The following is an 18,759-nucleotide window of genomic DNA, read 5'->3' as shown; positions in this document are numbered from 1 at the left end:
CAGCCTTAAACCGCTGCCTTTTTTATTAAGTCATCTGAATTATCTGGACGTTCACAAGTTTGTGCAATCACATACGGCGCCCAAATATTTTTAAGTTGAAGTTCTATAATTTCTTGATGCTCTACAGACCAAGCTAAAACTTTATTTTTACCCAACAATAACTCCCCTTCTAATTGAAAAATATATAAAGATTCAGAAGAGTTTAGTAGTTTCGAGCTTTTTAAAATCTTAAGTGAATTATGCACATTCCATTTAGCGCTAAACCAAAGCTGCAATAAATCGCCTAAATATAAATCCTGCTTTTTGAAAGGATAAGCATTAATCCATGCACCTTCTACAAGTGTGTAATAAGATTCTGATTGATTTAAGATATTGAGATAATTGTGTTGATAGAAATCAAAATTAGAAAAAATAGAAGCAATCGTAAGCGTTTTCATACTTATCTCCGATTTAGCCATTTTAGTGCTGGCAAGTTGGTTTAAATCCACACTGTTTGGATTTCTCCAAACGCTTGTTCTTTTTTGAATCTATCAATTGATTTTTTAAAGTGCAAGTAATTTCTTAACCCATCACTCAACTGATCAAATAAAAAGCATATGACACAAAAATGAAGTAAACATGACAATTTAGACTTGACCCTTCTCAAAATCTCCTTATAATCGCATGCAGATTCTCCCATAGCTCAGTCGGTAGAGCGACGGACTGTTAATCCGCAGGTCCCTGGTTCGAGCCCAGGTGGGAGAGCCAAATACTAAAAAGCCCGCAGCATTAAAGCGGGCTTTTTTTTGCCATAAATTTATCAATAATTATAAAAAATCCCCTATCAGCACATAGAGGATTTAATTTTTCTTAGAGTCTTTATTAAGTTTGACGCTCTAACCTAACTCTAAAGAATATATTTTCTTCTCAAATTATTATTCCACTTCAACCACTTTTAAAGGATTAAAAGATTGAGTGGTCGGCATCATTTCAATACGATTAATATTAATGTGTGGCGGTTGTGAAGCAATCCAAGCTACCGTATTTGCAATATCTTCAGGCAAAAGTGGATTCTTTTTATCATATAGACTGTTTACTTTATTCTCATCACCTTTAAAACGCACAAGAGAAAATTCAGTACCTCCACACAACCCTGGTTCAATGTTAGTTACGCGCACACCTGTACCAGCCAAATCAGCACGAAGATTTAGACTAAATTGCTCCACAAATGCTTTGGTTGCCCCATACACATTACCCCCTGGGTATGGGTATGTACCTGCAATAGAACCCATATTAATAATCAAACCTGATTTTTTCTTTACCATACTTGGCAAAATTAATCGGGTAATCGTAACAAGCCCCTTAACATTGGTATCAATCATCGTGTACCAATCATCCAATTCTGCTTTATCTGCGGGTTCCAATCCTAATGCCAATCCAGCATTATTCACCAATAAATCAATTTGACCGATTTGAAATTCGGCTGGTAAATCAACCAATACTTTATTTATATTTTCTGCGGTATCTGTCATGTCAAATACTAATGGGTAGAATTTTTCACCAAGTTCTTGTTTTAGTTCTTCTAGTTTTTCTGCTCGTCTTCCGCAACCAATAACGTTATATCCTAACTCAATCAGCTTTTTTGAAATGCTATAACCAAAGCCCGCTGAGGCACCTGTAACTAATGCTAACATTCTTATATCCTTAGAAATGATCAACTATTTCAGTTGAACTCATGATGAACATATCAGCCTTTATATTTACACAATATTTATTATTAGCCTAAAAAAATAAAAGTTTTTTTAAAAATTTTAAGAGAAATTAAAATCTAGAAAAAATATATTTATTAAATAATTATATGCATTAAAAAACTAAAAGCAGAACATGCTTACTGCCGAAGAGATAATGTGCACCTAATAAAAAAGTTTACCGTGAAAGGTAAACTTTTTTTATTTTAGACATCCAAGACTAAGCAGGAATACCACTATGAAAACGGAAAGTATCATCTGGTGTTAAAATCAGATTCTTTTCAACTTCACGGATATGATTTATTCGCTGTTGAATATCCTCTTTAGGATCTTTCATTTTTGCAGTTTTCGCCACATCAAGCGCAAGTGCAAGATAGTCTTCAAAATGACGAGATTCTGACTTAAGCAAGTATCGATAATAACGTCCTAACTCATCATCTACACGCGGTGCAAGTGCATAAAAACGCTCACATGAACGAGCCTCTACGAATGCACCAATCACCAGCACATCAATTAAAGCTTCTGGCTCATACGTACGAATCTCTTTACGCAACCCACCTGCATAACGCCCAGCACTTAAACCAGTCCACTCTTGACCGCGCTTAGCCATAAGCTCAAGTACTTGTTCATAGTGAAGCATTTCTTCTCGTACAAGTTGAGCAAGTTTTACTTGTAAGTCAGGAAAGAAGCTATAGCGGAACATTAAGTTCATTGCTGTACTAGCAGCTTTCTTTTCACAATTAGCATGATCTTGCATCAAGATATCTAAATTATTGATTGCCTCATCCAACCATGCATTTGGTGTTTGACATCCTAAAAAGGCCACCACAGGTTGCATTAATTCATCGTAATTGACACTCGACATAACCAACTATCCTGCTGCCTGAATCGCTGTTTTCATATCTTTAACAGCTTTAACCAGACCTACAAAAACACTTTCAGCAATAATTGAATGACCAATGTTTAATTCATGAATTTGTGGAATAGCTGCAATTGGCGCAATATTTTTAAGGTTAAGGCCATGACCTGCATTTACAACCAAACCTTTTGAAGCTGCATACTCAACACCTTTGATAATGCGCTCTAACTCGGCTTGTTGATCTTGCTCCGTTTCCGCATCTGCATATGCACCCGTGTGCAACTCAATCGTAGGTGCGCCACACGCAACTGCTGCATCAATTTGGGCTAAATCAGCATCAATAAATAATGATACGTCGCAACCAATGGCCGCTAAAGTTTGAGTTGCAGCTTTAACTTTTTCAAAGTTACCCACTACATCCAAACCACCTTCAGTTGTTACTTCTTGGCGTCTTTCTGGAACAAAACATACGTGCTGCGGCTGAATTTCTTTCGCAAACTCGACCATTTCATCAGTAACAGCTAACTCTAGGTTCATACGCGTTTTTAATAATGGACGCATGCGACGTACATCGTCATCTTGAATATGGCGACGATCTTCACGCAAATGCAAAGTAATCCCCTCTGCACCAGCTTGTTCACAAATAAGAGCAGCTTCCACAGGGTCTGGATAAGTAGTACCGCGCGCCTGTCTCAAAGTAGCAACATGGTCTATGTTTACACCAAGCAATGCAGCCATAAATAAATCCTAATTACGATTGAGTTTGAGTATTTTGAATCCACAATTGTCGACTTTTTAGGGGACGATCTCCTAAAAGCGATGTAATCATTTGACGGTATAGTTTACCTAATAATTGCAATTGTTCGTGAGAAAAATCCTGACCTTGCTCATAATCCAACATAGATAAAATTGCTTTACCTGACAATGAAGAACGGCTTGCCTGAACAACGGGCGCAAAACCTTCAGTCACCTGAAATTGATAAAACTGGTGAGCCTGTATTGGCTGTTGTTGAGTATCAATTGAGAAATCAATCGCGTAACCCAGCTCAGGAAGCAAAACATGTTCGAACTGGCGCAAAATCTGTCTCAGAAAAAGATCAGGATTTTCGTGGGAAGATAATTGCTGTAATTGAAGCAAAGTTAATTGATATTGCTCAAAAGTTTGTGGCATTGCCTCTTCTAATGGGCAAAGTCGAAGAACAATTTCATTTAAATAAAATCCGGCAAAAAAAGCATCACCAAAAAAGAAAACAGGCTGATTTAATATTTCCAGCTTAGTAAAATTTTTGAGTTCACTTTTACCTGTGGCTTGCAGTCGAATAGGTTGATATTGAGGGGGCGGAGTCTGTCTTAAAATACCATCAACTCGCCCATATTCCTGAGTAAAAAGATGCACAATATGACTTTTTTCACGGTACTTACGGTGATGAATCATATATCCATGGAGGACTTCATTGCGCATCATAAAAAGAATCTATTCCTCAGATTCTTTTTCTTTTTTATCATCCTCATCACCGTCAGGAATAACAGCACCTACAACAGCTGCTGTACCTTTAACTACACCTTTAGTAGTTTTATAGGCGATACCTACTGGTACGGTTACAAGCTTATATACACAACCTTGTAACATCAATGTACATCCAACTATAGCGATTAATGATGTAATTGTTTTCATACCAGCATCCTTATCCTTTAGATATCACTATATCCTAAGCTTTTCAGAGCACGCTCATCATCAGACCAGCCACCCTTCACTTTTACCCAAAGTGTGAGCATAATTTTTTGCTCAAACATTTTTTCCATGTCTTTACGAGCATCCATACCAATCGTTTTAAGCTTGGCACCTTTTTCACCAATCACAATGGCTTTTTGACCAGCGCGGTCTACAAAAATCGTTGCATCGATATAGGTACAAGCTGGTTTTAAACGACCAGTTTTTTCATTAACAGTTGCTTCTTCTGTTTTGAAAGATTCAATTTGTACTGTTAAATCATAAGGAAGCTCTTCACCCAACTGACGCATGATTTTTTCGCGAATAATTTCACTTGCCAGGAAGCGTTCAGAGCGGTCAGTAATCTGATCAAATGAATACAATGGTGGTTGATAAGGAAGGTATTTCTCAATCGTTTCACTCAAGTGTTCTAAGTTTGCACCACGCAAAGCAGAAACAGGAACAATCTCAGCAAAATTCATAAGTTTGGCACGTTCTTGAATGAGAGGAAGAATCTCTCTTTTATCTTCAAAAGTGTCCGCCTTATTAATGACCAAAATAACCGGCATTTCAGCGTTCTTGAGTTTTTCAAGCACTAAATCGTCGTTTTGAGTCCACTTATAAGCATCGATAACGAATAAAACTAAGTTAACGTCACGTAATGCAGAATGAGCAGCACGGTTCATCATTTTATTAATAGCACGCACTTCTTTTTTATGCATACCTGGGGTATCTACATATACCGCCTGCATCTTTTCGCGCGAATCAATACCAATAATTTTATGACGTGTTGTTTGAGGTTTACGCGAGGTAATAGAAAGTTTTTGACCCAATAAATGGTTCATGAGGGTAGATTTACCCACATTTGGACGTCCCACAATTGCCACAAATCCGCTCTTAAAATCCGAAGGGATTGTTACGCCTTTGGAACTAAAAAATTGATCAATCAGATTATTAGGATCTTGGTTTTCATTTGAATCTGGATTGATTTGATCAGAATGCATCGACATGCAGGTTATTGCTCCAATAACTTTAAAATTTCCGCCGCTGCTGCCTGCTCGGCAAAACGACGACTTGAACCCTCACCATAAATCTTCGGTAAACCATCTACCACACATTCCACTTTAAAGTGCTGATGAGGTGCATCACCCTGAATATCTACAACCTCGTAAACAGGGAGAGGTTTTTTACGTGCTTGTAGATACTCTTGTAAACGTGATTTCGGATCTTTGAGTTGATCCGTAGGTTCTATATGGTCTAAATAGGGTATGTACCATTTTAGCACAATATCTTTAAGTAAGTTGAGATCACCACTATCAAGATAAATTGCACCAATAATCGCTTCTACCGTATCGGCTAATATTGACTCACGATGATGACCACCAGATTTCAACTCGCCTGTACTTAATATTAAACACCGACTAAGTTGCAAATCGGTTGCAATCTTACCTAGCGCTTCTTGGCGAACTAAGGTCGCACGCATACGCGTGAGACGACCTTCATTTTCATTTGGATAGGCATGATATAGATAATTGGCGATTATCATACCTAATAATGAATCGCCGAGAAACTCTAAGCGCTCGTAATTGTATTTGTGACTCACAGAACGATGAGTCAAAGCTAACTGTAACAATTCAAGCTGCTTAAATTGATATCCGATTCGACTCAGTAAGCGAGGATCACTTAGTTTGAACTGATGTTTTATCAAAACTCTTCTCAAATGTTAAAACTAAATCAATATTAAATAAGAAAGGTTTTCTTACTTCATATTTCTTTTTGACCGTTAGACCTGACTGATTAAACACTTGAGCGATCTCTTTAAAATGGAGATCACGAATATTGTTCATTTCGAGTCGCTGATCCATTTGTGCTACAAACTTTTGTGGTGTGATCTCAGAAGAGCTTTCTTGTAAAAGCTCTTCTATCTGATTATTAATCAGCCGATCATCCCAATATGCTGGCCAAACTGCAAGTACAGCTTTTACTGCAATCGCAAATATAACCACCCCAAATAAAATTGCTAAATACGAAGTACCCTGTTGTGCCTTACGCATTTCTTTTTTTCCTAATGGTTGTTTTTAATCTATTTTTCCATTTCGGCTAAAGTTAGGAAGGTGTAAACCCGGTTCTTTATGCATCCACACGTAGAATGCTCGTCCTGTTAAGTTTTCTTCAGGAACGAAACCCCAGAAACGACTGTCTGCACTTTGATCTCGGTTATCCCCCATTGCAAAGTAATGTCCTTTTGGTACAGTCACTTCCCAATATAAACCGTCTTGGTTCGCATATTTACCATTTTCAACATAGTTGATAAACGGTGCTTGGCGCGCCACATTTACGCCTTCAAGCTCACGCATCGTAAAGGTATGCTCACCAATCGTCTCTTTATGATAAATAGACGTTGGTGTATCCATCACATCTTTTTCACGACTGAACTGTGTTAATACTTTCGGTACTTTTTGCCCATTAATAATCAATTGCCCATGGTCATAAACAATATGATCACCAGGTAAACCAATTACACGTTTAATATAGCTAATTGTTGGTTGAGGTGGATAACGGAATACAATTACATCACCACGCTTTGGTTCACCAACATCAATAATTTTTTTATTAACAATAGGTAAACGTACACCATAATCAAATTTATTCACCAAAATAAAATCACCAGTTTCTAGAGTTGGCACCATAGAATCCGACGGAATATTAAATGGTTCATAAAGAAATGAACGAAGTACAAGTACTACAGCTAAAACTGGCCAAAAGTCATAGGCCCATGTAATGACAAAATTTTCGTTCCCGCGTCCTTTATTTGCACGCTGTTTTAATACAAGTTTATCTAACAACCACACTGCAAATAGAATCAGCGTAACTGGAACAAGAATTAAATTAAAATCAAAATCCACATGACCTCACTCGCAGCCTCGCTGCTTGTATTACAGTGGGGAAAGGAAATTATTCACTTTCCCCACCCTCATTTCTTATCTTTCTACTTTCAATACAGCCAAGAACGCTTCTTGTGGAATTTCAACGCTTCCCACTTGTTTCATACGTTTCTTACCTTCTTTTTGTTTAGAAAGTAGTTTTTTCTTACGCGAAACGTCACCACCATAACATTTTGCCAATACGTTTTTACGCATCGCTTTTACGGTAGAACGGGCAATAATTTGCGCACCGATTGCTGCCTGAATAGCAACATCGAACATTTGGCGAGGAATTAAGTCTTTCATTTTCTCAACCAATGCAATACCACGATGGCGTGCATCATTACGGTGACAAATCATAGCCAAGGCATCAACCTTTTCGCTATTAATTAACACATCAACCTTAACTAAAGCTGAACTTTCAAAACGTACAAAGTTATAGTCTAAAGATGCAAAGCCACGAGAGCATGACTTTAATCTGTCAAAGAAATCCATAACGACTTCAGCCATCGGGATTTCAAAAGTAATAGAAACTTGGTTACCCAAGAATTTCATATCTTTTTGTACACCACGACGTTCGATACAGAGCGTCATTACGTTCCCTAAGTATTCTTGAGGAACAAGGATATGACATTCAGCAATTGGTTCACGCAAATCTTCTACAGTCGATCCATCCGGCATTTTTGATGGACTATCGATGTAAATCGTTTCGCCTTTCTTGGTTAATGCTTCATAAATTACAGTAGGTGCAGAACTGATGAGGTCAAGATCGTATTCACGCTCTAAACGCTCTTGTACAATTTCCATATGTAGCATACCTAAGAAGCCACAACGGAAACCGAAGCCTAAAGCATCTGAACTTTCTGGTTCAAAGAATAAAGCCGAGTCATTGATCTGTAATTTTTGTAGTGCTTCACGGAATGGTTCGAAGTCACTCGCATCAATCGGGAAAAGACCAGCATATACCTGCGGTTTAACCTTTTTGAAACCAGGTAAAGTTGTGACTTCCGGTGTAGACGCAAGTGTAATAGTGTCACCTACTGGCGCGCCAAAAATATCTTTAATACCCGCGATAACAAAACCTACTTCACCAGCTTCAAGAATATCTGTTTCAGTATGCTTAGGATTAAATACACCTACAGAAGTGACCGGATGAGTTTGTCCTGTCGATTTAACCAACATTTTGTCGCCCTTGCGGATACGACCTTGTTTAATACGAACAAGAGAAACTACGCCTAAGTAGTTATCAAACCATGAGTCGATAATTAATGCTTGTAATGGTGCTTCACGATCACCTTCTGGCGCCGGAATAACATCGACTAAACGCTCGAGTACACCTTCAACACCTAAACCAGTTTTTGCTGAACAGGTTGGTGCATCTGTCGCTTCAATCCCGATAATTTCTTCAATTTCATGAATTACACGTTCAGGTTCAGCCTGTGGTAAATCAATTTTATTTAGAATAGGAAGAACTTCTAGACCTTGTTCAATTGCTGTATAACAGTTTGCAACTGATTGAGCTTCAACGCCTTGTGCAGCATCTACAACCAGTAGCGCACCTTCACATGCAGCTAATGAACGAGAAACTTCATAGGAGAAGTCAACGTGCCCTGGCGTATCAATAAAGTTAAGTTGGTATTCCTGACCATTTGGATGGGTGTAATACAGCGTGACAGAAGCGGCTTTAATGGTAATCCCACGTTCACGCTCAAGCTCCATTGAGTCTAAGACTTGAGCTTGCATTTCACGATCTTGTAGACCACCACACATCTGAATAAAACGGTCAGCCAATGTAGACTTACCATGGTCAATGTGGGCAATAATCGAGAAATTTCGTATATTTTTGATATCGACGGATTTTTTAGCTTGCGCCATGGGTTACCTTGAGAAAATATAGAGTGCTATGTAGCTTGTTTTAATACACAGCCAAAGCGGTTAAATAAATTGCGTGAGATTATAACAGATTGCCGATATGAAAAAGATATAAATTCTTTCTTTTAAAAAAGCTTTTTAAACTTCTCAATATAACAAACTATTTCTCGTTGAAAAGCCTCTAAATCAGAACAGTTTTAACTCGAACTTAATTAGGCTTGCAGATAAATTATTGCCAGTTTCATTAGCTATAACCCCAATTAACTCAAATCCAAGTTTCTGCACGACCTGTTGAGATCTAATGTTCTGTTCAAATATTTCAGCCCAAACATATTTTATTTGTTTTTGGAATAATCTGCTTTGTTTCAAATACTGAATGAGCCCTACAAGAGCCTCTTGCATATATCCCTTACCCCATGCATTAGGATGAAGTTCATAACCAATGACAACCGCAAAATCATCACCAATTTGTTTGATAGTATTTACCCCACATGTTCCCAACATAGTTCCATCTTTTTTAAGACGAATAGCATGCCTAAAACCTAGCTGTTGATTCCATTTTTTATGCATTTTTTCAATTAAAGCCTCAGCTTCTTCCAATAAAGTAAAGGCTTTTAAATCATAAAATTTGAGTACGCTTGAATTTGAAAAATAATTCAAAGATAAAATTTTTATCAGCTTCTGTAAGGTCACTTAAGATTAATCGATCGGTTTCTATGGAAAATAAGTTCTTCAAATTCCAGCCTCTCTTTTTTACTTACTTATCATACGAAACGGTAAAATCGTAAGGGTTTATGCTTGAGTCAAGCGGCTTATATGCATGGGTAAAAGTTGGTGACATTCGTTTTGGACGTCCTGTAGCAATTTCAATACATGCCCATTTGGTATTTCCAACAAATAATACGGCCTGATCTGATGGACGAAAAAACACATATTGGCGGAATGAATAAAGTGCATTAATGTCATCTAACCATGTACGTAACACAATTTGTTCGCCTTCAAATGCAGCTTTACGATATTGCACATGATGCTCAACCGCGACCATTGCGTGTTTTAACTCAAGATACTTCGTTACCCCTACTCCCAAAGTTTCAACATGAGCAGCAGCTACATCCTGCATCCATTGAACATACATTACGTTATTTACATGCCCTAACGCATCAATGTGATGTGGCTGCACCTGAATATGTAAATCAAAAATACTACTCACAAATGAACACTCTTATTTTATTAACCTTAAAACTGAAATAAGTGTAGGTAGATATCGCTAAACGCTCAAGATAAATAACAAAAACCACCCATTTTCAGGGTGGTTTATTGATTGGATTGAGTATTATTGAATACGCAAACCAAGCATCGCACGCTGTCCCTGACGAATAATAGCAACACGTGCTACGGTATTTTTCGGCAAGTTAGAAACAACTTTTGCAAAATCCTGACTATTTAAAATCTGGTTATTATTGACTTGAGTAATCACATCACCCGGAATGATATTTGACAGTGACGCTAAACCACCACGGCGAACATCTTGTACATAAATACCGCCTTTCACGCTCAACGCATTTTTTTCCGGTTCAGCTAAATCACGAATACTCATGCCTAGAACTGGCCCTTTAGATGCAGCACCTTTTGTACCAGTGGCAGGCGTTTCATCTGGTGCAGTTGTTAAGGTCGCTGAAATATTGCGTGTTTTATCATCACGTAATACTTCAAACTGAACGGTTTGATTTGGCTGTACTTTGTTTAATGCATACAGTAAATCACTCGTACGAAGTACAGGCGCACCATTTAATTTTAAAATCACGTCGCCCGCTCTTAGCCCTGCTTTTTGTGCAGGTGAGTTCGGAGAAATTTGAGTAATTAAAGCACCTTCAGGTTTTGGTAATTTGTACGCATCAGCAAGGTTTCGGTCAATATCTTGCATCATCACCCCTAGGTAGGAGCGTGTTACTTTACCTTTTGTTTTGAGCTGGTCTGCAACATCCATAGCTACGTCAATCGGAATAGAGAAAGACAAGCCCATATAACCGCCAGTACCACTAAATATTCGAGAATTTACCCCGACCACTTCACCATTTTGATTAAATAATGGACCACCAGAGTTACCTGGGTTTAAAGCCACATCAGTTTGAATAAACGGCACCGAAGTTTCACCGCTCATGTTTCGTGATTTTGCACTCACAATACCGGCCGACGCAGAGTAGTCAAAGCCAAACGGCGAACCAATAGCTAAAACAGGTTCTCCGACACGTAAACGGTCAACATTTCCTACTCGTAAAGCTGGATAGTTAGTTCCATTTACTTTTAACAAAGCAACGTCTGTACGCTCATCACTACCCACCACGGTTGCATCAATTTCACGGCGGTCATTTAGAGTGATGCTGATACGAGAGGCATTTTCAATCACATGGTGGTTAGTAAGTAGGTAACCATCTTTACTAATGAAAAATGCACTTCCGTAAGCTGTCTTTTCTTGTGGACCTTGTTGCTGTGGAATGATGACCTGATTGCCAAAGAAACGTTTTAAAATTTCAGGAACTTGCTGCTGCAACAGTTCATCCTGAGTCATTTTTTTTACGACATTTACACTCACGACTGCTGGACTAACTTGTTCAACAAGATTTGAAAAATCAACAGCAGCATTTGCTTGAACAGCAGCAACTGTAAATACCGCTGCATACATTCCTTGTTGTAAATAGCGAGATTTCATTCGGTGCTCACCCACAATTGGTCTACGAGAATAAGAATAAAACTGTTGTATCACAACGCTTTGAGGTTGTGCGTAACAATATGTTTATTTGTAATACGTCATCACAAGGATTATTTTACGCATTGCAACTTTTTAAGCCAATTGCAATTTTTCTCTGAGTTAGAGCGCTTAAGCTCTTGCCTTTTTAGGTAAAAAGGGGTGTCATTAGCGGACGTTTTAAATTGATGCGAATGGACATGCCTAATTTACAGACAATTCACCACTTTGACGTGATTATTGTGGGCAGCGGCGGCGCTGGTTTAAGTCTGGCTTTATCGTTACCAAATCATTTTAATATTGCAGTTTTAGCCAAAGCTGCTCTAACCGAAGCAAGTACCTTCTATGCTCAAGGTGGCGTTGCTGCTGTTCTGGATGAGACTGACTCTATTCAACAGCATATTAATGACACTATGATTGCAGGCGCTCATTTATGTGAAATGGGCGCGGTACAACATACCGTAGAAGGCGGCCGCCCTTCTGTTGATTTTCTTTTAAAGCAAGGCGTGCAATTTACTCTCGATGAAGATGAACAGCTTCATTTGACTCGTGAGGGTGGCCATTCGCAGCGTCGCATTATCCATTCTGCTGATGCAACAGGCAAAGCCATTTCAACCACTTTGGTTGAACGTGCCAAAGAACGTAAAAATATTACTATTTTTGAAAATTATATTGCGATTGATTTAATCACCTCGCATAAATTAGGCCATACCGACCAAGCGAATCGTGCTATTGGTTTATATGCATTAGATGAAAATACTGAAAAGGTTCATACCTTCCTTGCGCCATTCACTGCGCTGGCTTGCGGTGGTGCGATGAAGGCTTATCTGTATACATCTAATCCAGATATTGCTACGGGTGATGGTATTGCAATGGCTTATCGTGCAGGTTGTCGTGTAGCGAATATGGAATTTAATCAGTTCCACCCAACTTGTCTGTATCATCCTCAAGCACGCTCTTTCTTAATTACTGAAGCTATGCGTGGTGAAGGCGCTTACTTACGTTTGCCGGATGGCGAACGTTTTATGCTACGTTTTGATGATCGTGCAGAACTGGCTCCTCGCGATATTGTGGCACGTACCATTGACCATGAAATCAAGCGTCTCGGTATTCGTCACGTGTGGTTAGACATTACCCATAAATCACCTGAGTTTATTAAAGAGCACTTCCCTACACTTTATGCAAGATTGCTTGAGTTAGGTATCGACATTACGAAAGACATGATTCCAGTGGTACCAGCAGCTCACTATACATGTGGTGGTGTTGTGGTTGACTCAAATAGCCAAACGGATATTGAAGGTCTATATGCCATTGGTGAAACGTCTTATACAGGCTTACATGGTGCAAACCGTATGGCAAGTAACTCATTACTTGAGTGCTTCGTTTACGGTATGAGTGCGGCAAAAGATATCGAAAATAAATTTGATGAAAACTTCAAATTACCTGAAGTACCAACTTGGGATGACTCACAAGTAACCAATCCAGATGAAGATGTTGTAATTTTACAAAACTGGGATGAGTTACGTTCGACCATGTGGAACTACGTTGGTATTGTAAGGACTACTAAACGTTTAGAACGTGCTTTACACCGTATTGAAATGTTAAAACGTGAAATCACCGAATATTATCAAGACTACCGTGTTAGCAAAAACCTGATTGAGCTGCGTAACCTTGTTTTAGTATCGGAAATGATTGTTCGCTGTGCTATGCAACGTAAAGAATCACGTGGTTTACATTACACACTCGATTATCCGGAAACTTCCAGCGAGATTCGTAAAACTGTTTTAACTCCTCCAAATTTTGCAGTAGAACAGCCATTGGTTAATACCGACATTTAAGCTGTTCTTCTACAAAAAAGCACAGCTCTGGCTGTGCTTTTTATTTGGTTTGATATTTATGGTCTAGGTGGGATTGAATAAGTCGCGGTCACATGCGCAACAGGTTCATCCAAACCGACCGAATAAATCCAAACCTCACCCACCACTAAACTCTTTCCTACTTTCATGAGTTTACATTCACTACGTAAGTCTTGATCACCCGCAGGTTTTCTTAAAAAATTAATATTAAAGTTGGTGGTTACGGCTAAACCAACAATACCGATCTCACCTAATATCGCAATATATAAAGCAAAGTCTGCCAAAGTCATCATGGTTGGGCCAGATATGGTGCCACCAGGGCGTTGATGCCTTTGATCAACATGATAATAAACAACCGCTGCTTTGGGTGTGACTGATTCAATCGTGCAGTGTTCAAGACTTGGTGGAAATTCCTTTTCAAGAAATGCCACGATTTCTTCTTTTGAGCTTTTCATCCTTGTTATTCTTCAATCTACAAATCATATGTAAGATAGCATAAGAAAATAGCAGATATTTTCTATGACGATTTAAATCAGAATTAACGTCATTTTTCACCACTCCCATATTTTTATAAGAGTGGCTCATCCACTTGCTTAACCTAAATATTGCAAAGCCTGTTCGAATACCTGATCAGGACTTTGGGTTGCATCTATTCGCTTAATCCGTTCCGGTTCAGCTTTCCATAAGGTTTCATAACCTTCACGAACCTTAGTAAAGAAGCTTAACTTTTCTTGTTCAAAACGGTCTAAAGCTCCACGTTCACGTGCACGGTTCATACCAAGTTCAATCGGTGCATCTAACCAGAAAGTCACCTCCGGCATGCGTGAAACGAAGTTCTGATTTAAAAGTTGTAATTTATCTTGGCTTAAACCACGACCAGAACATTGATAAGCAAAACTCGCATCGGTAAAGCGATCACTTAATACAATTTTGTTAGCTTCTAAAGCAGGCAAAATAACTTGTTGTAAGTGTTGAGCACGTGCTGCATAAATGAGTAATAACTCGGTATCATGACTCATATTTTCATCATGATTCACCGCCAAAAGCATAGAACGAATTTGCTCAGCTAACGGTGTGCCCCCCGGCTCTCGAGTTAAAATAACTTGTTTGCCTTGCTCTTCAAAATGCTGATGAATTTTTCGAATGAGTGTAGTTTTACCTACCCCTTCCGTGCCTTCAAAGCTGATAAACATCTCTTTTCCTTATTTCTTCGATCTCAACACGGATAAATATTCTTGCACAGCTTGATTATGAGCTTGCAAGTCTGCCGTAAATTTATGTCCACCATTACCAGTCGCTACGAAATAGATGTTATTTGAATCATCTGGATGTAATGCTGCTTCAATTGCTTTTTGGCTTGGCAAAGCAATTGGAGTAGGCGGTAAACCATTAATGGTATAAGTATTATATGGTGTTGGAGTACGGAGGTCTTCTCGGGTAATGTTGCCTTTATAGTTATTACCCATTCCGTAAATAACAGTTGGATCCGTTTGTAAACGCATACCGAGTTTTAAACGGCGGACAAAAACTCCAGAAACTTGTGTAAGTTCACTGTCTAAACTTGTTTCTTTCTCAACAATAGAAGCCATAATTAATGCTTCATATTTATCTTTATAAGGTAAATTCGGAGCACGATTTGCCCAAGCTGTATCTAAAGCTTTTTTTTGGCGATGATATAAATCGGTAAGAATTTTCTTGTCAGTCTCGCCTTTGGCAAAGAAATAAGTATTCGGCGCGAATAAGCCCTCTGGATGATCGTAAGGAATCCCAAGCGCTTTCATAAGCTGATCATTAGGTAAATCCAATATTGTATTTTTTACATTTTTATCATTTTTGAGTGCAGTAATAAGCTGCTTAAAAGTTGTACCTTCAATCACCAAAACACGATTCATCTGAGCATTATCAGCATCAGATAACATCTCTAACACTTGTCTTACACTCATCCCTTGTTCAATTTCATACACACCAGCTTTCATGCTGTCATGAATCATAAACTTTTGATAAAGCTTTAATACGATAGGAAAGCTAATTTTGTCTTCTTTTGCTAAACGATCAATAAAACCAGAATAAGTTTCCCCAGATGTAATAGATAACATCTGTTTTTTGCCTTCGATAGGATAAGCCTTAAACAAACTTGACCATAAAATGGCAAAAGTAGAAATTAAAACAATAAAAAGGCCAATTAGAACCAATCGCTTAGAAAATTTTGGAGCTTGTTTTTTGTTATTTTTCTTGGCGTTTTTTGCTTTCGCATTCACAGGTGGCTTCGGCATATTAATGAATCTGATTTAAGTTAAGGATATGAAATAAATCTATGCATGCCTGTGTTTCTAGCGTTTTCTCACCTAAATGAGTGACTACTCGCATAGGGTTTAAAGCATTACAAAAGAATAGACTTTGTATTTCAGATACTTCATCTAATTCAATCACACGTACTTCACAGGCAATACCATGGTGCTGCATACGCGCCAGAATTTCTGCCCGCATTACACCGTGGACGCCATTATAGCGAAGTTCAGGAGTAATCCATCTATCATTTAAACGAATAAAACAATTACTACTGACCCCTTCAACAATATAACCTTGTACATCAGTAACTAATGCTTCAGCCCACCCAAGTTGATCTGCTTCTTTTTTTAGCAATACTTGTTCAAGGCGGTTTAAAGATTTAAGCCCAACTAAGCTCGGCATGGTTAAACCTAGGGCCTGATTTAAAACACCACATTGGATAAAATCAGGCACAAACGGCTCTAAAGCTTTTGGATAAAACCAGATATAAATATCTGCTTCATGTTTCGGCAAACTATAACCGCGGTCACCTTCACCACGACTAATCACAATTTTTAAAGTGCCGTTGAGTACGAGGTTTTGCTTTTGGAGTTGCTGTACACTCTGTTCGATTAATTCAAAATTTGCAGTTAAAAACAGTTTTTGACATGCGAGTTTCAGACGTTGCCAGTGCCTTTCTTTAAGCTCAATCTGATTTTGAAAAACACGAATTGTGGTAAAGCATCCATCTCCATAATGAAAGGCTCGATCTAATAAAGGGATAGTCTCAACGGGTTGGCCATTTTTAAAACACCACATGTTTGCTCCATCCTTTGCTAAAAGCCGCACAACAATACAACACCTTTCATTTAAATAATAAATGATTGATTTTAAAAAATTATACCGATTTCGTATCTGCTTTTGAAACTTGTTATATATCAAGATTTAAGAATAGTTTATCTCTTTTTATTATTTCTATTTTTTTCATATTAAATTCGTTTTTTATTATTTTTTTAGAATAAAGACTAGCGCTATTCTGCGTTCATGTTTTGAACATTTCATATTTTTTGAGGACTTATCTCATGCGTTTTTCTCAATTAAAAGTCGGGGTTATCGCTGCGCTTCTTTCTGTTTCGTCATTTGCAGCCCAAGAATTTTTAAACGTTTCTTACGATCCTACTCGTGAGCTATATACAGATTTCAACAAACAGTTCGGTACTTACTGGAAACAACGTACTGGTCAAGATATCGAGTTTAAACAATCACACGGCGGCTCTGGTAAACAGGCTCGTGCGGTTATCGATGGTTTAAATGCAGATGTGGTGACATTAGCACTTGCAGCAGATATTGATGAAATTGCTGAAAAAGCAAAATTACTTCCAACCAACTGGCAGAAAAAACTGCCACAAAACTCAACGCCATATACATCAACCATTGTATTTTTGGTGCGTAAAGGCAACCCGAAGCAAATTAAAGACTGGGCTGATTTAATCAAACCAGGTGTAGAAATCATTACACCAAACCCGAAAACCTCTGGTGGTGCTCGTTGGAACTATCTCGCAGCTTGGGCTTGGGCAAAACATCAACCAGGCGGCAATGATGCAAAAGCACAAGAATACGTTCGCCAAATTTATAAACATACTAAAGTTCTAGACTCTGGTGCTCGCGGTGCGACGACTACTTTCGCTGAGCGTGGCATTGGTGATGTATTACTGGCTTGGGAAAATGAAGCTCATTTAGCTATTCGTGAACAGCCAGGCAAATTTGAAATTATTACTCCGTCTCTTTCGATCTTAGCTGAGCCTCCAGTTGCAATTGTGGAGAAGAATGCAGCTAAAAAAGGCAACTTAACTATTGCTAAAGGTTATCTCAACTATTTGTACTCACCTGCTGGTCAAGAAATTGCAGCACGTAACTTCTACCGTCCGCGTAACGCAGCTGTTCTTAAAAAATACAGCAATGTATTTAAGCCATTGAAGCTTGTAACAATCGACAAAGAGTTTGGTGGTTGGACAAAAGTACAAAAACAACACTTCGATAATGGTGGTGTTTTCGATCAAATCGTGAAAATCAATAGTGCAGAGAAGTAATTCTTTGCACTAAAGGTAAGGAGAACAGACATGATTCACACTGTAATTGTTCCAGGTGTAGGTGGCAGTGAACATCAGCATTGGCAATCTTGGTTGCAGCGTCAACTCGTGTCTAGTTCTCGTGTTGAGCAAAAAAACTGGGATAGACCTGTATTAAGCGAATGGGTTGAGCAATTCGTTAAAACAGTTCAAGCAGCTCAAGCTCCTGTTCAAATTGTTGCACATAGTTTTGGATGCTTAACGAGTGTAGCTGCTTTGGCTGAGCATCCAGAATTAAGAAGCCAAGTTAAGAAACTAATTTTAGTCGCTCCAGCGAATCCGGCACGCTTTGGGGAAGCAGGGTTTGCTCGCCATAGCTTGACCGACTACAAAGATTATTTTCATCAATTAAAAATTGATGTGCCTGCAACGCTACTCATTAGTGAAAATGATCCATGGCTCGGCTTTTTTGATGCGTTACAACTTGCGAAATCATGGAAGTTAAATCCCGTTAATCTTGGTGAAGTGGGCCATATTAATGTTGCCTCAGGTTTTGGGCCATTCCCAGATTTGCTGAACTATTTGATCCCAGAAGATTCGATGTGTAGTCACTCATCTATCGACCCGGTAAAAACACATTTCTCTCTGAAATTTGCTTAATACCAATCTTTATACCGCACTGTTTATCTTTTTTTATTCGCTTACTGGTTTCAGCAGGCTTTTCTCT

The 18,759-nt window shown here is 38.5% G+C and carries 22 protein-coding genes and 1 tRNA gene; 4 read left to right on the top strand and 19 right to left on the bottom strand.

The features are described from left to right. Positions 1-5: 5 nt before the first annotated feature. Both RMB06_RS04950 and RMB06_RS04945 read right to left on the bottom strand, forming a co-directional pair. The gene (locus RMB06_RS04950) at positions 6-437 is read right to left on the bottom strand and encodes a hypothetical protein (RefSeq protein ID WP_017386246.1); all 432 of its coding nucleotides are present in this window, start codon (positions 435-437) and stop codon (positions 6-8) included. Between the two features lie 41 nt (positions 438-478). Further along, positions 479-625, bottom strand: coding sequence for a hypothetical protein (locus RMB06_RS04945; RefSeq protein ID WP_082188649.1), 147 nt, complete (start codon positions 623-625; stop codon positions 479-481). 46 nt (positions 626-671) lie between these two features. On the opposite strand from RMB06_RS04945, the gene RMB06_RS04940 reads away from it, so the two are divergent. Then, positions 672-747: transfer RNA gene (locus RMB06_RS04940), tRNA-Asn, on the top strand. 167 nt (positions 748-914) lie between these two features. Here RMB06_RS04940 and RMB06_RS04935 read toward each other — a convergent pair. The 13 genes from RMB06_RS04935 to RMB06_RS04875 all read right to left on the bottom strand — a co-directional run bounded on the left by RMB06_RS04935 (position 915) and on the right by RMB06_RS04875 (position 11,803). Beyond that, positions 915-1,673 (bottom strand): SDR family oxidoreductase, encoded by a 759-nt coding sequence (locus RMB06_RS04935; RefSeq protein WP_044100363.1) that lies wholly within the window; start codon positions 1,671-1,673, stop codon positions 915-917. A gap of 274 nt (positions 1,674-1,947) precedes the next feature. Then, positions 1,948-2,592 (bottom strand): tRNA-(ms[2]io[6]A)-hydroxylase, encoded by a 645-nt coding sequence (locus RMB06_RS04930; RefSeq protein ID WP_311078615.1) that lies wholly within the window; start codon positions 2,590-2,592, stop codon positions 1,948-1,950. 6 nt (positions 2,593-2,598) lie between these two features. Further along, positions 2,599-3,324 (bottom strand): pyridoxine 5'-phosphate synthase, encoded by a 726-nt coding sequence (gene pdxJ / locus RMB06_RS04925; RefSeq protein ID WP_311078613.1) that lies wholly within the window; start codon positions 3,322-3,324, stop codon positions 2,599-2,601. 13 nt (positions 3,325-3,337) lie between these two features. Next, positions 3,338-4,051 carry a DNA repair protein RecO gene (locus RMB06_RS04920; RefSeq protein WP_016140294.1) on the bottom strand — a complete coding sequence of 238 codons (714 nt, stop codon included), beginning with the start codon at positions 4,049-4,051 and terminating at the stop codon, positions 3,338-3,340. 9 nt (positions 4,052-4,060) lie between these two features. Beyond that, on the bottom strand, positions 4,061-4,261 hold the full coding sequence (locus RMB06_RS04915; RefSeq protein WP_311078612.1) for an NF038104 family lipoprotein: 201 nt from the start codon (positions 4,259-4,261) through the stop codon (positions 4,061-4,063). 17 nt (positions 4,262-4,278) lie between these two features. Next, a complete protein-coding gene (gene era / locus RMB06_RS04910) occupies positions 4,279-5,301 on the bottom strand; it encodes a GTPase Era (protein WP_079381034.1) in 1,023 nt (340 codons plus the stop codon). Between the two features lie 11 nt (positions 5,302-5,312). After that, positions 5,313-6,005, bottom strand: coding sequence for a ribonuclease III (gene rnc / locus RMB06_RS04905; protein WP_005067830.1), 693 nt, complete (start codon positions 6,003-6,005; stop codon positions 5,313-5,315). Beyond that, positions 5,977-6,351: a DUF4845 domain-containing protein gene (locus RMB06_RS04900; RefSeq protein WP_017480576.1), complete on the bottom strand. Its 375-nt coding sequence runs from the start codon at positions 6,349-6,351 to the stop codon at positions 5,977-5,979. The genes rnc and RMB06_RS04900 overlap by 29 nt, the downstream gene beginning before the upstream one ends. Before the next feature lie 24 nt (positions 6,352-6,375). Then, positions 6,376-7,203 carry a signal peptidase I gene (gene lepB / locus RMB06_RS04895; RefSeq protein WP_005067825.1) on the bottom strand — a complete coding sequence of 276 codons (828 nt, stop codon included), beginning with the start codon at positions 7,201-7,203 and terminating at the stop codon, positions 6,376-6,378. A gap of 75 nt (positions 7,204-7,278) precedes the next feature. Continuing rightward, positions 7,279-9,096, bottom strand: coding sequence for a translation elongation factor 4 (lepA, locus tag RMB06_RS04890; protein ID WP_016140290.1), 1,818 nt, complete (start codon positions 9,094-9,096; stop codon positions 7,279-7,281). 183 nt (positions 9,097-9,279) lie between these two features. Further along, complete coding sequence (locus tag RMB06_RS04885) at positions 9,280-9,786, bottom strand: GNAT family N-acetyltransferase (RefSeq protein WP_311078606.1); 507 nt, start codon at positions 9,784-9,786, stop codon at positions 9,280-9,282. 64 nt (positions 9,787-9,850) lie between these two features. Next, positions 9,851-10,303, bottom strand: coding sequence for a thioesterase family protein (locus RMB06_RS04880; RefSeq protein ID WP_005073148.1), 453 nt, complete (start codon positions 10,301-10,303; stop codon positions 9,851-9,853). A 123-nt stretch (positions 10,304-10,426) separates the two neighbouring features. After that, the gene (locus RMB06_RS04875; protein ID WP_017399257.1) at positions 10,427-11,803 is read right to left on the bottom strand and encodes a Do family serine endopeptidase; all 1,377 of its coding nucleotides are present in this window, start codon (positions 11,801-11,803) and stop codon (positions 10,427-10,429) included. A 230-nt stretch (positions 11,804-12,033) separates the two neighbouring features. Here RMB06_RS04875 and nadB point away from each other — a divergent pair, with 230 nt between their 5' ends. Continuing rightward, positions 12,034-13,677, top strand: coding sequence for an L-aspartate oxidase (nadB, locus tag RMB06_RS04870; RefSeq protein ID WP_104079151.1), 1,644 nt, complete (start codon positions 12,034-12,036; stop codon positions 13,675-13,677). Between the two features lie 56 nt (positions 13,678-13,733). Here the strand turns inward: nadB and RMB06_RS04865 are convergent, their stop codons facing one another. From RMB06_RS04865 to pabC, 4 genes are all read right to left on the bottom strand, one after another. Next, positions 13,734-14,150, bottom strand: a complete 417-nt coding sequence (locus tag RMB06_RS04865) for a PaaI family thioesterase (protein WP_009393656.1) — start codon at positions 14,148-14,150, stop codon at positions 13,734-13,736. A 138-nt stretch (positions 14,151-14,288) separates the two neighbouring features. Continuing rightward, the gene (gene tmk, locus RMB06_RS04860) at positions 14,289-14,888 is read right to left on the bottom strand and encodes a dTMP kinase (RefSeq protein WP_068556692.1); all 600 of its coding nucleotides are present in this window, start codon (positions 14,886-14,888) and stop codon (positions 14,289-14,291) included. Between the two features lie 9 nt (positions 14,889-14,897). Then, positions 14,898-15,968 (bottom strand): endolytic transglycosylase MltG, encoded by a 1,071-nt coding sequence (gene mltG / locus RMB06_RS04855; protein WP_005073139.1) that lies wholly within the window; start codon positions 15,966-15,968, stop codon positions 14,898-14,900. A gap of 1 nt (position 15,969) precedes the next feature. Then, positions 15,970-16,782, bottom strand: a complete 813-nt coding sequence (pabC, locus tag RMB06_RS04850) for an aminodeoxychorismate lyase (RefSeq protein WP_311078600.1) — start codon at positions 16,780-16,782, stop codon at positions 15,970-15,972. A 263-nt stretch (positions 16,783-17,045) separates the two neighbouring features. On the opposite strand from pabC, the gene RMB06_RS04845 reads away from it, so the two are divergent. Continuing rightward, positions 17,046-18,053, top strand: coding sequence for a sulfate ABC transporter substrate-binding protein (locus tag RMB06_RS04845; protein ID WP_001212602.1), 1,008 nt, complete (start codon positions 17,046-17,048; stop codon positions 18,051-18,053). Positions 18,054-18,083: 30 nt separating this feature from the next. Next, positions 18,084-18,692, top strand: a complete 609-nt coding sequence (locus RMB06_RS04840) for an alpha/beta hydrolase (RefSeq protein WP_005073133.1) — start codon at positions 18,084-18,086, stop codon at positions 18,690-18,692. Positions 18,693-18,759: the final 67 nt, after the last annotated feature.

The sequence above is a fragment of the Acinetobacter sp. V104_13 genome, assembly GCF_031798995.1.
GTDB classification, from domain to species: domain Bacteria; phylum Pseudomonadota; class Gammaproteobacteria; order Pseudomonadales; family Moraxellaceae; genus Acinetobacter; species Acinetobacter pittii.
This window is presented reverse-complemented; position numbering and strand designations above follow the sequence as displayed.

What these genes read in the sequence shown, in the direction of transcription:
- RMB06_RS04935 (WP_044100363.1), bottom strand. Translation starts at nt 1,673, where the DNA reads ATGTTAGCATTAGTTACAGGTGCCTCAGCGGGCTTTGGTTATAGCATT.
- lepA (WP_016140290.1), bottom strand. Translation starts at nt 9,096, where the DNA reads ATGGCGCAAGCTAAAAAATCCGTCGATATCAAAAATATACGAAATTTC.
- RMB06_RS04950 (WP_017386246.1), bottom strand. Translation starts at nt 437, where the DNA reads ATGAAAACGCTTACGATTGCTTCTATTTTTTCTAATTTTGATTTCTAT.
- RMB06_RS04915 (WP_311078612.1), bottom strand. Translation starts at nt 4,261, where the DNA reads ATGAAAACAATTACATCATTAATCGCTATAGTTGGATGTACATTGATG.
- pdxJ (WP_311078613.1), bottom strand. Translation starts at nt 3,324, where the DNA reads ATGGCTGCATTGCTTGGTGTAAACATAGACCATGTTGCTACTTTGAGA.
- pabC (WP_311078600.1), bottom strand. Translation starts at nt 16,782, where the DNA reads ATGTGGTGTTTTAAAAATGGCCAACCCGTTGAGACTATCCCTTTATTA.
- RMB06_RS04865 (WP_009393656.1), bottom strand. Translation starts at nt 14,150, where the DNA reads ATGAAAAGCTCAAAAGAAGAAATCGTGGCATTTCTTGAAAAGGAATTT.
- RMB06_RS04900 (WP_017480576.1), bottom strand. Translation starts at nt 6,351, where the DNA reads ATGCGTAAGGCACAACAGGGTACTTCGTATTTAGCAATTTTATTTGGG.
- RMB06_RS04845 (WP_001212602.1), top strand. Translation starts at nt 17,046, where the DNA reads ATGCGTTTTTCTCAATTAAAAGTCGGGGTTATCGCTGCGCTTCTTTCT.
- era (WP_079381034.1), bottom strand. Translation starts at nt 5,301, where the DNA reads ATGCATTCTGATCAAATCAATCCAGATTCAAATGAAAACCAAGATCCT.
- RMB06_RS04840 (WP_005073133.1), top strand. Translation starts at nt 18,084, where the DNA reads ATGATTCACACTGTAATTGTTCCAGGTGTAGGTGGCAGTGAACATCAG.
- RMB06_RS04920 (WP_016140294.1), bottom strand. Translation starts at nt 4,051, where the DNA reads ATGATGCGCAATGAAGTCCTCCATGGATATATGATTCATCACCGTAAG.
- RMB06_RS04930 (WP_311078615.1), bottom strand. Translation starts at nt 2,592, where the DNA reads ATGTCGAGTGTCAATTACGATGAATTAATGCAACCTGTGGTGGCCTTT.
- mltG (WP_005073139.1), bottom strand. Translation starts at nt 15,968, where the DNA reads ATGCCGAAGCCACCTGTGAATGCGAAAGCAAAAAACGCCAAGAAAAAT.
- RMB06_RS04875 (WP_017399257.1), bottom strand. Translation starts at nt 11,803, where the DNA reads ATGAAATCTCGCTATTTACAACAAGGAATGTATGCAGCGGTATTTACA.
- nadB (WP_104079151.1), top strand. Translation starts at nt 12,034, where the DNA reads ATGGACATGCCTAATTTACAGACAATTCACCACTTTGACGTGATTATT.
- tmk (WP_068556692.1), bottom strand. Translation starts at nt 14,888, where the DNA reads ATGTTTATCAGCTTTGAAGGCACGGAAGGGGTAGGTAAAACTACACTC.